The following is a 16,152-nucleotide window of genomic DNA, read 5'->3' on the forward strand; positions in this document are numbered from 1 at the left end:
CGTTACAATTCAAACTGACGTGAAGACGTCATTCAAATTGTTGAAAATTTTTTTTTGATAATCTTCAAATCTTCCAGTCCTTTTCCTTTGCGGATTCCTGGCTTAAATGGTATACTCGGAATTACGTTTTACTGTATCGGCCCACTTTACAAACACAATATGTTGGGTTACAGTATGTTGAAAGCTACAAAATGTAGTAACACTAGATTTCTCCGCTTCTATTAGTCACCTTCTGCATTCTCGCGAAAAACAGGATGAAATCACCTCCAAAGGCACGTCCCTGTAGGTGTAAATCGCTTTCTCGAAACAGAGTTGACATGGAGGTTAACGGGGCTGTTTGGACTGCATCCGGTATCCTCAAACTACAGGCACATCTGCAATAGACCAAAGCTTACATAAGCACCCTTTTCTGTCGATATCCAGAACTTCTAAGACAGTAAGGAAGCCAGAGCATCCATGGGCATTTTCAGCCGCGAGGCGGGAGAATGCTTTTTATATGAGCATGTTCTGAATTGTGCTGTTTTGTGCTCCTCAAGTTGAGCGATTTAAGACATGAACTTGTCACCGCCGTTTCAGTCTGCCAAAAGCAACCTTTACCTTTTTCTCACCGTAAGACAACACTCAATTCTTTATATAAAGAATTTCTCCAATTTATCTCTTTAACATGCGAAAGCGAGGAATATTCATGCCACAAGTTGTGACCAAGCCGAACAACCGCCAGCTTGCCTTTGATGATATGCGCATCTCGGTATATGCCGACCGTACTCTGGAAGGACTGGAAATGCTGGACAAGGAACGTCTGGTACGTGGGGTAAACAGCAAGCTCCGCCGTGATGAAGTTACCGGAGACGAAATCAGCAACGCTTTTATCATGAGCGCACTGGAACTGGTAACTAAAGAGGAGCCTAATTGGAAATTTGCAGCGGCACGCTCCCTGCTCACTTCCCTTTACAAAAAAGCGGCTACCAACCGCAGATACAAGTCTTACCCGGACGAGCCTTATGGCGCATTTCACCCTCTTCTTGTAGATCTCGTGAAGAAAGGGATCTACCGCGAAGAATTACTGGAATGTTACACCAAAGAACAGATCGACGAACTTGCTGAGTGCATTGACTACCGCAACGATCTGCTCTTCGATTATATCGGCTTGCTCACACTGGCAGAACGTTACCTCGCTCACGATTTTGACGGAAAAGTAATGGAATTGCCGCAAGAGCGTTACATGGTTATCGCCATGTTCCTAATGCACCAAGAGCCTGCCGAGAGACGTATGGATCTCGTCAAGGAAGCATACTGGGCCATGAGCAACATGTACATGACCGCAGCTACTCCTACGATGTCCAATGCAGGTAAAAAAGTAGCCGGTCAACTCTCCAGCTGCTTCATTGATACGGTGGACGACTCACTCGAAGGTATCTTCGATTCCAACACGGATGTAGCACGTCTGAGCAAAATGGGTGGCGGCATCGGCGTTTACCTCGGCAAAGTCAGAGCTCGTGGTTCGGATATCCGTGGTCACCAAAATACAAGTTCCGGTGTAATCCCTTGGATTCGCCAACTAAACAATACAGCGGTCAGCGTAGACCAGCTCGGTACGCGTAAAGGTGCCATTGCCGTGTACCTGGACGTTTTCCACAAAGACATTCTGGCCTTCCTCGATCTGAAGCTGAACAACGGTGACGAGCGTATGCGTGCGCATGACGTATTCCACGGCATCTGTCTGCCTGACTTGTTCATGGAGCGGGTATCCACCCGTGGCGAATGGAGCCTGTTCTGTCCGCACGAAACAAAGAAAGTGATGGGCTGGAAGGACGAGAATGGTCGTGCACTCGGACTGGAAGATTTCTATGATGAGTCCTTTGGTGAAGGTGCGTTCCGTGATAAATACGAAGAAGCGGTGAATCACCCACTGCTGTCCCGGATTACAGTACAGGCGATTGACATCATGAAGCGTGTACTGAAGTCCCAACTGGAGACAGGTACGCCATACATGTTCTACCGCGATACGGTTAACCGCTCGAATCCTAACCGTGCACACGGTATGGTATATTCCTCCAACCTGTGTACCGAAATTATGCAGAACCAGTCTGCCACTGTAATTGAAAAGGAAGAACTCGTAACCAAGGATGGACAAACTCGCATCGTGATTTCCAAAGTGCCTGGCGACTTTGTTGTCTGCAACCTGAACTCCATCCATCTGGCACGTGCTATACCTCATAATGTATTGGAGCGTCTCGTTCCAATTCAGGTGCGCATGCTGGACAACGTTATCGACATTAACAACATTGAAGTGTTGCAAGCCCAATATACCAACAGCCAATATCGCGCAGTCGGTCTGGGAACATTCGGACTTCACCACCTGCTTGCTCTCGAAGGCATTCATTGGGAGTCTGAAGAAGCTGTAACGTATAACGATAATTTGTATGAAAAAATCAACTACCTGCTCGTGAAATCCAGTATGGAGCTGTCCAAAGAAAAAGGACATTATCCTAAATTCAAAGGTTCCGATTGGGAAAGTGGTCATTACTTCGACCAACGCGAGTACACATCAGGTGAGCGCGTAGGCGAGTTCGTGACAACCGAACAGTGGAAAGAACTTCAAGCCGAAGTACGACAAAACGGTGTACGTAATGCCTGGTTGTTCGCCATTGCACCTAACGGTTCCACGTCCATTATTGCCGGTTCAACGGCTAGTATTGATCCGCTCTATGAGCTGTTATCTTATGAAGAGAAAACAACTTACAAAATTGCCAATCCGGCTCCGGATCTGTCCGAAAAAACAAGCCCTTATTACCAAACAGCGTTCCAGGTGGATCAACATGCTTCCATTAATATGGCGGCTGCCCGTCAGCGCCACGTCGATCAGGGACAAAGTTTCAACTTCTATGTTCGACCAGATATTAAAGCAACAGAATTCCTGGAATTGCATCTGCACGCCTGGAGAGCCGGCATGAAATCAACTTATTATGTTCGTAGCCGTGCATTAACGATTGAAGAATCTTGATTTTTGCGCAAGTTACGTTTTATCCATGATAGAGAAGATTTACTAGATTCGAGGTGACCACCAGGGCATCCTGTTTTGATTGCAAAATGGCGTTGCCCTGGTTCTTTTTTACCTAAAACACGATCACAGCATCGCAAGATGTTGATATAGATGATTTCCCAAAGTTCTGTCGGCAGAACATTATGAAATTTCAAGGAGTGAACGGAACAATGCAAGTACAGAAAATTTTCAACACCGAAGCCCCTAACCAATCAACCCGTATTATTGAAGGTGAATGCTCCGGTATCCTGAACTGGAACGACATTCGCATGCCTCATATGTACAAATTGTACAAAGTACTGCTGCTTAACCACTGGATCGCAGACGAGATTCCAATGTCCAAAGATGCTTCCCAGTTTGCTCAACTGGACGAGGAAGAGCAACGTACGTTTAAAATCAACATCTCTCTGCTCGCGGTACTTGATTCTATGCAAACGATGTTTGTTGGTGACGTAAAACGTTACTTTACCGATTCTTCACTCGAAGCGATCTCGGCCATTATCGGACAACAGGAAGTCGTTCATAACCAATCCTACTCCTACGTCCTGTCTTCGATCGTATCTGATCGGGAGCAAAAGGAAATTTTTGAATACTGGAAACATGATCCAGTCCTGCTTGACCGTAACCGTTTCATCGCAGACATTTACCAAACATTCCGGGACGAGCCGTCTCCACAGACGTTCTTCCAGGCTATGGTCGCCGATCTGGTACTCGAAGGTATCTTCTTCTATAGTACGTTTGCCTTCTTCTACAACCTGGCCCGTGACCAGAAAATGATGGCAACCAGCCAGATGATCTCGTATATCCAGCGGGATGAAAACCAACACTGTTACTTCTTCGCCGAAGTGTACAAACAGTTGCTGGTAGACTTCCCTGAACTGAACACACCTGAGAACATGGACTACGTATACACAACCATCCATCGTGCTGTTGAGCTTGAAACCAACTGGGCACATTACACACTCAGCAACGTGCGCGGTATTGACCTGAACGAGTTGGAAGATTACATCAAGTACATCGCCAACAAACGTCTGCGTCTAATGGGTATGGAAAAAGCATATGAAGGTGTGGATGTAAACTGCATGCCTTGGATCAAACCATTCTCCGATGAAGCACTAAATGCAACCAAAACCGACTTCTTCGAAGCTAAATCCCGTAACTACGGTAAAGTTGGCGACGATAACGGATTTGACGATTTGTAATAAAGAATAGATTATAAAAAAAAAAACACTCCCTGAACTGTGGCTATAATGCCTAAGTTCAGGGAGTGTTGTTTAATTCGTATGTACAAACATCATATCAGCGTTGAACTATTATAATTTAATAGAGATATTTCTTAATCTAATAAATTCAAGAATCGTATATAATTCTTGAAATTTTTCATTATTCAATCTTCTTTCATTTGCCGTATGAATATGAAACGGGTCATACATCGTGATATTAGCAGGTGTTTCATCAGGATGATAATGAGCATGGAATTTCATAATCAACTCTTTTTGATCATCATACCAATCATACCAATATAACTCGATGAATCCCCCGTTTCGATCTATCTCCTCTACACAGTACATCTTCGATAAATCATTAAAGACAATTGTTTTACGAATAGTTCTAGCACTACTTGGAAGACCCTGGGCACCATCTCGAATCTCCATAATAATATCTGAAAAATCATTCTCAATAAAACGAAAATTACTTTTCGGTATCTTTAAAGCCAAGACGCTGCCTCCCCAAATGGTGTTTCCAAACTTGTGCATCGGTTTCTTCTTCAGGTGTTAAGTTCAATTTAGTTCCGAGTGTCCGTTCGAATTCCCCTTTGTATTTATCTTCATATAAGGCAATTTGCCCTGTGTGGTAATCCAGGTCACTGACTTCTATTGTGGATTGGCGTTCTGCCTCTTCCTTTTTCCACATAGTCACAATCTCTTTAATCGTCGTTCTCTTACCTGATCCATATACATATGTAGTATCGTCTGGGATGAGATTATGTTTGTTGGACCCGGCTCTTTGAATCCCCATAAAACGGCCTTGATCAATCCAGTTAAAAATCGTCGTAATACTCACTCCAAAAAATACAGATAATTCTTTAGGAGTATAAGAATGTACAACTTCAATAGAAGGAATAGAAGGAACACCACTGTCTGTAATTCCTGTCGGTACATCCACTGCTTGACTTAACGCATGTTTGAGAAGAGTAACATACTTTTCTCTAAAAATATCAGCATCTTCAAAGATAGATTCATCCAGGTTACGAACAAATTCAGCATTATTTCTGACTGCAAGTGCCAGCACTTTGAACAGTAAAATACTATTATCCGAATTACTCAAGCTCTGAACTAACTCAGAAGCAATCTCATCCGTGTTCTGACTAAATATATTCTTCTCAACTCTTGTGATTCCCATATCCATCTCACCTCACACTCCTAGTATAGGATAGTAAAGTTTAACTTTCAACATCATACTTAAACAAAGTTAAACACAAATTAAACTTTATAGATCAAACTTAAAGTATACTTAAACAGTATGCTACGAAGAGCTTGATTTATACATTCTCCAACCAACACACACTTATTATATAATGAAAGAGATTCATACCCCTCCTACGGAAGTGAGGCCTATTCATGGAAAGAGAACTGCTGGATCAAATCAACTTGTGGCATGAGCAGGACCAATTCAGTCTCATTATTGAACATATTGAACGAATCCCCGTCTCAGAGCGGGATTATGATCTGATTGGTCAACTCGCCAGAGCCTATAACAATGACGCACGTTACCGCGAAGCCATTCAACATTTGTTGTCTGTCCAGGAGCGTGGAGTAAACGACCCGCTCTGGCAATACCGTTTGGGTTATGCATACTGTCATATAGCGAGTTATGAACAGGCATTACTGGCTTTTGAGAGAGCTGATGAACTTCTGCCCCATGATGAATCTACCCTTGAATTCCTTCGCGAGATTCGTCCCGAAGCGGACAAGATGCGTCAAGATCGCCAGCGTCATGAAGAGGAGCTTGCCGCATTCGAGCAGAGCGGTATACAGAACCATCTAAGAGCAGCTTCAGGGACTTATGATCCCGCAACGTTCTGGGTACAGAGTGATTATGCCCAGGAAAATCATGTATCAGAACCTTTTGATGAAGAAGAGATTGTGTCTATTGAGAAGGAATTGGGTTACAAGCTGCCCGCTTCCTATATTCAACTGATGAATACGCAAAACGGCGGTATCCCTGCGCTCACTGTATTTCCCACCAAAGAAGCGACTTCCTGGGCTGAGGATCACATTGCCATTTCAAGCATTATGGGAATTGGACACGATAAAATATACGCACTCGCTGGTGAGCTGGGAAGTCGGTTCATGATCGAAGATTGGGGATACCCCGACCTGGGGATTGTGATCTGTGATTGTCCATCCGCTGGTCATGATGTTGTTATGCTGGATTATCGCTTCTGCGGCCCTGAAGGTGAACCCTGTGTAGTTCATGTCGATCAGGAAAATGATTATGAGATTACATATCTTGCGCCGAATTTTGAAGCTTTCATCCGTGGATTGGTCGATGAGGATACGTATGACCTGTCTGACGAAGAGAATGAGGACTAACACCCAGGAGGGTCTGGCCATATGACAACCCGTATATATTTTGGTTCCAATCAACTTGGCGAAGTGGCCGCAGTTTTATTACAGGATGCGCTGAATGAGCTTGACCTGGGAACTCTTGAAGATTATCGACGAACGGATAAAGGTGTTATGGGTCAGACACTGCTCATTCGCTCTTCCCATGGAGAGTATATTCTAAAAGGCAATCCTTTATATGCAGGACAGTTACAGGAAGAAAAGTTCTTTGTAGAACAACTGGCAAAACATACGTCCATTCCTGTCCCTGATCCATATTTATTACATGAAGATACCCATCTGCTAGGCTGGAGTTATGCCATAATGCCACGCCTGCCCGGGAATCACCTGTATGATCCAACATTCCAGGCTTCGCTGTCACAGCAAGATCAGGAAGAGATTGCCTGTATGTTTGCTCATACTTTGGCTGAACTGCACCGCTGGAAGGTGCCTGATGCCGGGGAATATGATCCTGTAGCACAGCAGATTGTTTCCTTTGCAGGCGATTATCTGGACTGGTTGTACGGAACCATTCGTCACTGGTTACATGATGCTGAACAGTACTCGGTGATTACGGATGAAGATGTTCAGTGGGTGGACGAGCAATTCAAAAATGCTGAACCGGCATTTCGGTCCAGAGCTGTTCCGTGTTTTGTTATGGGAGACTTCAAGGTCGAGAATATTCTGATTCAAAATCTGGACGACCGTTCTTCAGGGTGGCAGATTAGTGGTTTGTTCGATTTTACAACGGCCTATTTCGGAGACGGAACAGCAGACCTCACCAAAATATCCACCAGGTATGTTCGTGAGGGTCAACCAGAACTGGCCGCACAGTTCCTTCGCTGCTACCGGGATCTGGTCTGTGCAGCAAATGAGGAGAAATGCCAACACTTCCGCACACGTCTCCGCATGCATCTGCTCTATCAACGTATCTTGTGGTGGGGGGAAGCCAAAGCGACAGGACAAGTGACGTGGGCAGCCGACCTGCCTTTTGCACAGTGGGCGCAGCAGTCCATTAATTCGATTGTCGCATTGTTAGATTAGTAGATTAGTTAGTAGATTTGGACAGGTCGCTCAATGGATAGCGGCCTTCCAAACTAACATATGTATCGTTCCATACATAGCGCCCAACATGCGGGCGCACGTATAAAACCGCCAGAGATCATCCTTGATCTTTGGCGGTTTTCCTCATCTCACTATATTTAAGTCAACGATGGAATCTCTCAACTTAAGCTTGTGCAACGGGTGACTCCTGATGTTTCTGCAAAAACTCCAGCATCCGGCGGTACACAAGAATCTCGTTTGTTTTCCTGGAGAAGCCATGACCTTCATCATCCAAAACGATGTATTCCACATCAAGTCCCTTCGACTGGAGCGCGGCCACGATCTGATCGGATTCGGCCTTCACGACCCTTGGATCATTAGCACCCTGAATGACCAACATTGGGTTCACCATCTGATCGAGATACGTAATCGGTGAATCCTTCGTTAAACGTTCGCGGTCACGGACCGGATCACCCAGCCAGTTATCCATCATCGGTTTCCAGTCTTCCGGCACGGATTCCAGGAATGTGAACAAGTTACTTGGTCCAAAAATATCAACCGCTGCCCGAAACAGTTCCGGATGGCGACCTGCCAATAACAGGGTCATATATCCCCCATAACTTCCACCTACCACAAACAACCGCTCTGGCGAGGTAATCCCCTGATCAAACAACCAGTTGATGCCGGCAACACAGTCCAGTCTTGGGCCTTCTCCCCAATCCCGCTCAACCAATTTGACGAATTCCGCACCATACCCGGTACTGCCCCGGAAGTTAGGTGCAAAGATATGATAGCCCTGAGCGAGCATCATCTGGAACATCGGCCGAAAAAACTTTGCTTCGGAAGATTGCGGCCCACCATGAGGCCAAAATACGGTGTAACCATTGGCCTGCTCTGGTTTTGCTTTGAACAAGAGAGCTTCAATCTCCAGTCCGTCGTAGGAGTTATACTGAATAACGTCAGGGTACACGAGATCACTCGGGTCCAGTCCGGTTACCCGATTGGCAGTCAGCGGCTCCCAGGACTCAGCACCTGCTATTTTGCGATAAATGTTATGCGGTTGGATCGCTCCACGTCCGAGGATATACACATTGCCAGCCTTTGTAACGTTCACCTGCTCTATCGTATCCAGCGGCATCTCTATGCGCCGAGGCTCATCGGCATATTTGCCCAATACGTACATACGATTCTCCGGCCCTGTAAGTGTCCAGAAATATAAGGTCTCGGAAGCCTGATGCCAGCGGATAAACTCCACATCTTCCCCTTCGATTCTGCACAATAAGCGGAATTCGCGGGTATCGATACGGTATTCAGCCACATAGGCGTATGCGGAGTCATCATTGGTAATGAACAGAAGACGATTATCATCTGCAAAAATCAGATCAGATACCTGACTATAACGTTCTGAGACTGGCAGAATCACCATTTCTTCATTGTTACGATACAGATGCGCCGTCTGATACGTATTGGAGTACATTTTTAAAATGACATAACTCATCTCGTCAGGACTTACAGCAACCAGGCTGCTCGTAACCTCTTCTCCACTGTATAACAGTTCATCTTCCCCTGTCTCCAGATCGATGCGGCGTGAATTCAGATAATTCGGATTACCCGCGCTGGTGACATAATAGAGACGTTGTCCATCCTCGGACAACTCAGCGAAATAACAGCGATCATTTGGTTCCGCCGGAACCACAGGCAGTGGAACACCACCCTCGGGTGGGAGTGCATATAGATGATAGTTCTCATCTCCATCCCGATCAAACGCGGTAAGAAGATGACGCCCCTGCGGGTCTGCTTTGATAAATTGACTGCTCTGATTCAAGTACGTTAAAGGATACGGGTATCCTCCAGGCAAATCCATCGCCCAAATATTCGGCTGACCGTTCAGATTGCTGTCCATGAACAAACGTTTCTCGTCTGCCGATACGGCAAAATGTGAAATACGGTACGTCTGAAAATATTGCTCGACATCCGGTTTAGGGAACTGAATCATGACAAACCTCCTTGGAATTGAACCAATGAATTTAACATTGGTAAATTAAGGTACCATTTGTCCATATTATAGGTAATGCCAATGTTTAGACAATAGATATGTGAGTTATAATTCCAGATTTTCTCGATTTGCACATGAAACTCATGTATAAAAGGTCATATGATCTTTGTCTTCGCGATAATAATCCAGCCTTTGCTTCATCGTACCTGTATGCAGTTCAAACAAATGACCATCCGGATCGGTAAAATAAACGGATAATGCATCCCGCGGATCTCTTGGCCTTCCGGGAAGAATGTCTGCCCCCGCTGCTCGCAGCTGCTGCACAGACGCGTCGAACTCCTCTTCTGTAACGGTAAATGCAATATGGGTATAGGTTCGTTCCGTATAGTTGCGAATAACATCCTCCTGATTCAGGGCAATCCACAGACCGGCAAGCTCAAAATAAGCCAGTTTGCGTCCTTTCACCTGAATTTGGGCACCGAGAGCCTGCTCATAAAAGGTAATAGCCCGCTCCAGATTGGATACGGAAAAGCACAAATGATTAATTCCTTGAATATTCATGTGGCTCCTGACACCTCCATCGATTTAAGGATCTATCCTTATTATGGTATATTCTGTGCAAAAAACAACCGCTCTGCTGTTTCCTCCCGCACCTTCTTCTAGGCGAATGCATAGGTTATCCGTATCAATGAACGTTCGAGGAGGATGTAAAGCGAATGAATCCTGTCTATCCTTTTTATGGTGAGAAAACGGTATGCAAGGAGCAAAAGCTGGCATTTCCACCCCAGCATCAGGACCAGCAACCTGGTCTGGAAACCCTGATGGTGCCTGAACCGATCAGTGAAGATCCTGCCTATATCGGTAGCTGCAAACTCCAAGGTAAAGTTGCCATTATTACGGGTGGTGACAGTGGAATCGGCCGGGCGACCGCCATCGCTTTTGCCAAGGAAGGTGCGGATATCGTCATTGCTTATCTATATGAACGGACAGATGCCGAAAGGACTCGTGAACGGATCGAAGAACTGGGACAGCGTTGTCTCTTAATCGAGATTGATCTCCGCTTAAAGAAAAACTGTGAAGCCGTCATTCGCACAACGATGGAAACCTACGGGAAGATCGATATTCTGGTCAATAATCATGGCGTACAGTATGTGCAGCCAAGCATCGTTGATATTACAGAAGAACAGCTGTATCACACCTTTCAGACCAATGTGTTCGCTTATTTCTTTCTGATTCAGGCCGCTCTCCCCCATCTGTGCAGAGGTGCCTCCATTATCAATACAGCTTCCATTACAGCATATAAAGGTAATACCCAACTGATCGACTACTCTTCTACCAAAGGAGCCGTTGTATCGCTGACTCGTGTACTCGCCCAATCGCTCGCTGCACAGGGAATCCGTGTGAATTCCGTTGCTCCGGGACCCATCTGGACACCGCTCATCCCTGCCAGTTTCTCCGCTGAGGATGTGCAGGTATTTGGAACAGATACACCCATGGGTCGAGCTGGTCAGCCTTACGAACTGGCGGCAGCTTACGTCTATCTCGCCTCCCGCGATTCATCCTATGTCACAGGTGAATGCATTCATGTGAATGGCGGCGATATGGTAACGACTTAGGCTGTTGTCAGGTTGGATTTGGCAGGTGTGGCAGGATATCGGTTGTCCAGTTGCGAAGAGGGTTAGGAGTATGATCCGGTTATGCCGGAACCTGACATCTAGCGACAAGGAGCTGAACAACCTGATGAACTTCGATCCACTCTACCAACCGTACCCCTCTTATCGCGTGCCTGTGTATGCGAAACAAGGCATGGTCGCCACGTCTCAGCCACTGGCTGCACAAGCTGGCCTGGATGTATTGAAAAAAGGCGGCAATGCCATTGATGCCGCCATTGCAACTGCGGCAGCACTCACGGTGCTGGAGCCAACATCCAATGGCATTGGAGGCGATGCTTTTGCCCTCGTCTGGACCGAGGGCAAACTGCATGGCCTGAATGCCAGCGGCCCTGCGCCTCAGAGCATATCCATTGAGGCGCTTCAAGCGGCAGGCCATACGGAGATGCCGAAGCTCGGGGTTGTTCCGGTGACGGTGCCTGGCGCACCGGCGGGTTGGGCTGAGCTGAGCCGCCGTTTTGGGCGGCTCACGCTGGCGGAAGCGCTGGAACCGGCCATCCGCTATGCGGAGGAAGGTTATCCGCTTGCGCCTGGGCTGGCCCGCCACTGGGCAAGGGCAGCCGAGATCTATGCACGCCAGGGTGATGCGGAGGCAGGGCGTGCGTGGTTTGAGACATTTGCTCCAGGCGGGCGTGTACCCGCAGCTGGAGAGATGTGGCGCTCGCCGGATCACGCGGCGACTTTGCGCCAGATTGGCGAGAGCGAAGCACGAGACTTTTACGAAGGAGAACTGGCAGAGCGCATTCACTCCTTTATGGCAGAGCACGGTGGTTATCTGACTCGCGAAGATCTGAAGGAATTCCAGCCCGAGTGGGTTGATCCCATCTCCGTCTCCTATCGTGGTTACGATGTATGGGAGATTCCGCCGAATGGACAAGGATTGATTGCTCTCGCGGCGCTTAATCTGTTGAAAGGTTACGAGTTCGACGAGAAAGAATCCGTTCTGGCGTATCATCAGCAGCTCGAAGCCATGAAGCTGGCATTTGCCGATGGGGAGAAATATATTACCGAAGAACGCAAAATGGGTGTCACGGTGGAGGAATTGCTGTCCGAGGCATACGCAGAAGAACGGCGCAAACTCATTGGTGATACCGCACGAGCACCTGAGGCGGGTGATCCACGAGCAAGTGGGACGGTCTATCTGGCTACGGCGGACGGTGAAGGCAATATGGTTTCGTTTATCCAGAGTAACTATATGGGCTTCGGCTCTGGATTGGTTGTTCCGGGGACAGGCATTGCTTTGCAGAATCGCGGACATAACTTCTCACTGGACCCTAATCATGCGAACGCCCTGGAGCCAGGCAAACGAACCTATCATACGATCATTCCGGGGTTCCTCACCCGTGGCAGCGAAGCGGTTGGGCCATTCGGTGTCATGGGTGGTTTCATGCAACCGCAAGGTCATGTGCAGGTGGTTATGAATACGATCGATTATCACCTGAACCCACAGGCCGCCTTGGATTCTCCGCGCTGGCAGTGGACGAAGGACAGAACAATTCTCGTGGAACCGGGGTTCCCGCAGCATGTCGCTCAGGCACTCGCCCGCAAAGGACATGATATTCAAGTGGCACTCGATCCATCCCAATTTGGACGTGGTCAGATCATCTGGCGCAACCCAGACAGTGGCGTATTATGCGGGGGTACGGAAACCCGAGCGGATGGCTCGATTGCGGCTTGGTAAAACTCGCGTCATTTTTATAATAGGATGATCTCTTATCATCCATATAGGGTGAAATTTCAAGGCACAACAGAGATGATTCATGTCATCTCTGTTGTGCCTTTTTTCGACTTCTAACATCAGCAAACAACATACTGTAGATATTTATGTACCCTTTTAACCAGAGAAATGTAAAAATAATGTGTAATTCATGAAAAATACTTATTTTTTCGTAAATTTTCACTACATACCATAAATCACAGTGCCTTTCTGACCGATATAGATAAAGGGAAATACTCACCATACGTGTCATCATGTACACGTCATTCCCTGGAGCTAAGGAACCATGCAAAACAGAAAAATGCGACTACAGAAATGAGGGTACCAACACATGAAAACAAACAAGAACAGACGCGCAGGTCTAGGTCTCACCCTAATGATGATCCTGACGGTACTGATCCTGGGGGCATGTTCAGCCAACAATACAACAACGGCAACAGACACAAGAACAAAGGTTGGGATCGTGCTTACGGAAGTGGGTCTGGGTGACCGTTCTTTTAATGATGCTGCTTTTGATGGACTGGTTCAGGCCAGAAATGAGAAAAGCATTGTCTTTGACTATCGTGAACCGGGCGACAATGCTGAAGCTGCATTTGAAGAGTTTGCGCAAGCCAAATTCGATCTGGTTATCGGCCTGAGTGATGCTGTCCAAGCGGATATGGAGAAAGTTGCAGCCAAATATCCTGACCAGCAGTTCCTCATGATTGACAGTCAATCCGAACTGCCTAACATTGCCTCCATTTCATTCCGGGCGGAAGAAGGAAGTTATCTGGCAGGTGTTATTGCCGCTATGGCTTCAACGGAAGATCATGTTGGCTTCCTTGGTGGAATAGAGATACCGGTCCTTCGTAATTTCGAGCAGGGTTTTAAACAAGGTGTTCTGGCTGTCAAGCCGAATGCAACCGTTGATGTCGTCTACGCAGGGGACTTTGGCAATGCCGAGCTGGGTGAACAACTGGCTACAGAGATGATTCAGGAAAAGGGCGCTGACGTGATCTACGTTGCTGCCGGTCTCACAGGCGTAGGCGCACTGACGGAGATTCAGAAATTAGGGAAATACGCCATCGGTGTAGATACCGATCAATTCTTTTTAGCAGAAAAATCCATTCTTACGTCCATGCTGAAAAATGTGGATGTCTCTATCTATAATGCCGTTAACACGTTTGTTCAAAACAATCATACCTTCCCTCAAAAGGAAATCGTGGAGGGGCTGGCGGAGAACGCCGTGGGTCTGACTGATCTACATAATATCACGCTCAGTGATGAACAACAGCAAACCTTCGAAGATCTGAAGGCAAAGATCTCTTCCGGTCAAATCAAAATTACGCTTGATCAATAACCCATCGGATACAAGGAGGTACGCACATGAAACTACAGGGAAAACTGATACTTAATGCTCTAATTTCACTACTTCTATGCCTTGTGCTAGTCGCTTATATTATCATGCAATTGCTCAACATGAATGCCAAAAATCAAAATCTGGTACCAGCCATGCTCAAGGTGAGTGAACTGAACGCCAATCAGATTCAGACCCAGCAGGCGCTGGATGTCTACTCGTTCTCCATGACAGCAGGAAACCAGGACGCCGTACTTCGCTTGCTGGATGAAGGTCAAACGATGATTCAGGAACTTACGGACGGATTGCTCGAAACAGATCAGCAGTTACAACTTATTCAGTCCATCGAGACAAAATTAGAAGCTCTCAACCAGGGAGCCACCGAAGCGATGAGTGCGATGAACAGTGCGGAAGCGAAACGTTACAGCACTCGGGTTCGGGGCATACAGAATGATATCTATTCGTTGGATGAGATGACTCGGGATCGTTATGATCAATATACCGTCGATTTGGAACGTGACATTCAGCAAACGTGGCAAACCGCTCTGGTAGGAGCCATCGTATTGCTTGTCGCCGTAATGCTGTTTAATATGTATACTTCACGTCAGATCGCCAAGCGTATTCGAACACTCAAAGACGCTGCGGGACAAATTGCGGACGGTGACCTAACCGGACAATTACCGGAATCTCGGGGCAAAGATGAACTCGATGACCTGAGTCGCTCCTTCGGTATCATGACTCATAATATCCGCGGCATTATTCAGTCGATTGGTGAAGCGGGTCATCGTGTCGATCTGATGGCGCAAGATATTGACCGTGGTAATGATACAGCCCAAGCGATTGTGCAGCAAGTATCCCGCACCACGGAGGAACTCTCGATTGGCAGTCAAAAAATTGCCGAGGATCTGAGTGAAACAGTGATGGTTGTGGACAAAATGCAGTCTACCTTCAATAGCAATCTCGAGTCCACTTCCCAATCGGTAATCGATGGTCGTGAAGTATTAACTACCGTTGAGGAAGGTAATAAGGCTGTAGCGGAGCAACTCCGCTTGGCCGAAGTGAATCGTACGGCGATGGCCGAGGTAGAACAAACGGTGCGGGAACTGGAAGAAAGCGCGGTTCGAATCACTACGATGACGACATATGTATCGGAGATTGCCAAACAAACAACCATGCTCTCGTTAAATGCCTCCATAGAGGCTGCTCGCGCTGGAGAAGCCGGACGTGGCTTCGCTGTTGTTGCGGGCGAGGTGAATAAACTCGCCGAACAATCTGCGCAATCGGTCAAACATATCTATGCGGCTGTTGGCGAGATCACAACCTCCATGGACAAGGTGAAGAACTCTGTAGCACAGAGCATGCAGTTATTCGGCGAACAGGAACAAGCCACTGGCCAGACTCGCGAATCCTTCTCTGCTATTCGTGAAAGTGTGGAGCGCATCAGTACGGGTATCCATCAGCTTGCTGAGGACATGCAACAATCCAATGAACTCAGTACACAGGTGCAACAGGCCATCGAAAATATCAGTGCCATCACCGAGCAGTCGGCTGCCAGCAGTGAAGAGATCACCGCCTCCACGTCGGAACAACAACGTTCCTTCGCTGATGCAAGTATCAAGGTGAAGTCATTGCGTGATATTAGTGCAGAGATGCATCAGGAACTGCTGCGATTCCGGCTGTAAGCAGGATGCCGCGAGAACTTGGGCCAGACGTAGGTCGGATGTCGTTTAGATGCAGG

Annotated in this window: 12 protein-coding genes; 8 read left to right on the forward strand and 4 right to left on the reverse strand. The window is 47.0% G+C overall.

Annotation, left to right across the window (positions count from 1 at the left end; all coding sequences use genetic code 11):
- Window positions 1-685 precede the first annotated feature (685 nt).
- Complete coding sequence (locus tag AC1DE7_RS24665) at window positions 686-3,004, forward strand: ribonucleoside-diphosphate reductase subunit alpha (protein ID WP_036607378.1); 2,319 nt, start codon at window positions 686-688, stop codon at window positions 3,002-3,004.
- A gap of 209 nt (window positions 3,005-3,213) precedes the next feature.
- Window positions 3,214-4,245: a ribonucleotide-diphosphate reductase subunit beta gene (locus tag AC1DE7_RS24670; protein ID WP_036607380.1), complete on the forward strand. Its 1,032-nt coding sequence runs from the start codon at window positions 3,214-3,216 to the stop codon at window positions 4,243-4,245.
- A 111-nt stretch (window positions 4,246-4,356) separates the two neighbouring features.
- On the opposite strand, the gene AC1DE7_RS24675 is transcribed toward AC1DE7_RS24670, so the two are convergent.
- The gene (locus tag AC1DE7_RS24675) at window positions 4,357-4,761 is read right to left on the reverse strand and encodes a toxin-antitoxin system TumE family protein (RefSeq protein ID WP_051447033.1); all 405 of its coding nucleotides are present in this window, start codon (window positions 4,759-4,761) and stop codon (window positions 4,357-4,359) included.
- Window positions 4,736-5,452 (reverse strand): MerR family transcriptional regulator, encoded by a 717-nt coding sequence (locus AC1DE7_RS24680; protein WP_127547744.1) that lies wholly within the window; start codon window positions 5,450-5,452, stop codon window positions 4,736-4,738. Before AC1DE7_RS24680 ends, AC1DE7_RS24675 begins: the two co-directional genes overlap by 26 nt.
- A 212-nt stretch (window positions 5,453-5,664) precedes the next feature.
- Between AC1DE7_RS24680 and AC1DE7_RS24685 the strand changes: the two genes are divergently transcribed.
- Both AC1DE7_RS24685 and AC1DE7_RS24690 read left to right on the forward strand, forming a co-directional pair.
- Window positions 5,665-6,639, forward strand: coding sequence for an SMI1/KNR4 family protein (locus tag AC1DE7_RS24685; protein ID WP_127547746.1), 975 nt, complete (start codon window positions 5,665-5,667; stop codon window positions 6,637-6,639).
- Window positions 6,640-6,660: 21 nt separating this feature from the next.
- A complete protein-coding gene (locus tag AC1DE7_RS24690; protein ID WP_477535357.1) occupies window positions 6,661-7,695 on the forward strand; it encodes a phosphotransferase family protein in 1,035 nt (344 codons plus the stop codon).
- A 184-nt stretch (window positions 7,696-7,879) separates the two neighbouring features.
- On the opposite strand, the gene AC1DE7_RS24695 is transcribed toward AC1DE7_RS24690, so the two are convergent.
- The gene (locus AC1DE7_RS24695; RefSeq protein ID WP_477535358.1) at window positions 7,880-9,691 is read right to left on the reverse strand and encodes a S9 family peptidase; all 1,812 of its coding nucleotides are present in this window, start codon (window positions 9,689-9,691) and stop codon (window positions 7,880-7,882) included.
- 141 nt (window positions 9,692-9,832) lie between these two features.
- A complete protein-coding gene (fosB, locus tag AC1DE7_RS24700) occupies window positions 9,833-10,252 on the reverse strand; it encodes a metallothiol transferase FosB (protein WP_036607427.1) in 420 nt (139 codons plus the stop codon).
- Window positions 10,253-10,407: 155 nt separating this feature from the next.
- Between fosB and AC1DE7_RS24705 the strand changes: the two genes are divergently transcribed.
- The 4 genes from AC1DE7_RS24705 to AC1DE7_RS24720 all read left to right on the forward strand — a co-directional run bounded on the left by AC1DE7_RS24705 (window position 10,408) and on the right by AC1DE7_RS24720 (window position 16,096).
- The gene (locus AC1DE7_RS24705) at window positions 10,408-11,307 is read left to right on the forward strand and encodes a glucose 1-dehydrogenase (protein WP_047840315.1); all 900 of its coding nucleotides are present in this window, start codon (window positions 10,408-10,410) and stop codon (window positions 11,305-11,307) included.
- Between the two features lie 124 nt (window positions 11,308-11,431).
- Window positions 11,432-13,042: a gamma-glutamyltransferase family protein gene (locus tag AC1DE7_RS24710; RefSeq protein ID WP_477535373.1), complete on the forward strand. Its 1,611-nt coding sequence runs from the start codon at window positions 11,432-11,434 to the stop codon at window positions 13,040-13,042.
- Window positions 13,043-13,409: 367 nt separating this feature from the next.
- Window positions 13,410-14,417 (forward strand): BMP family lipoprotein, encoded by a 1,008-nt coding sequence (locus AC1DE7_RS24715; RefSeq protein ID WP_477535359.1) that lies wholly within the window; start codon window positions 13,410-13,412, stop codon window positions 14,415-14,417.
- Between the two features lie 26 nt (window positions 14,418-14,443).
- On the forward strand, window positions 14,444-16,096 hold the full coding sequence (locus AC1DE7_RS24720; protein WP_339190053.1) for a methyl-accepting chemotaxis protein: 1,653 nt from the start codon (window positions 14,444-14,446) through the stop codon (window positions 16,094-16,096).
- Window positions 16,097-16,152 lie beyond the last annotated feature (56 nt).

This window comes from Paenibacillus sp. 10L310 (assembly GCF_056395745.1).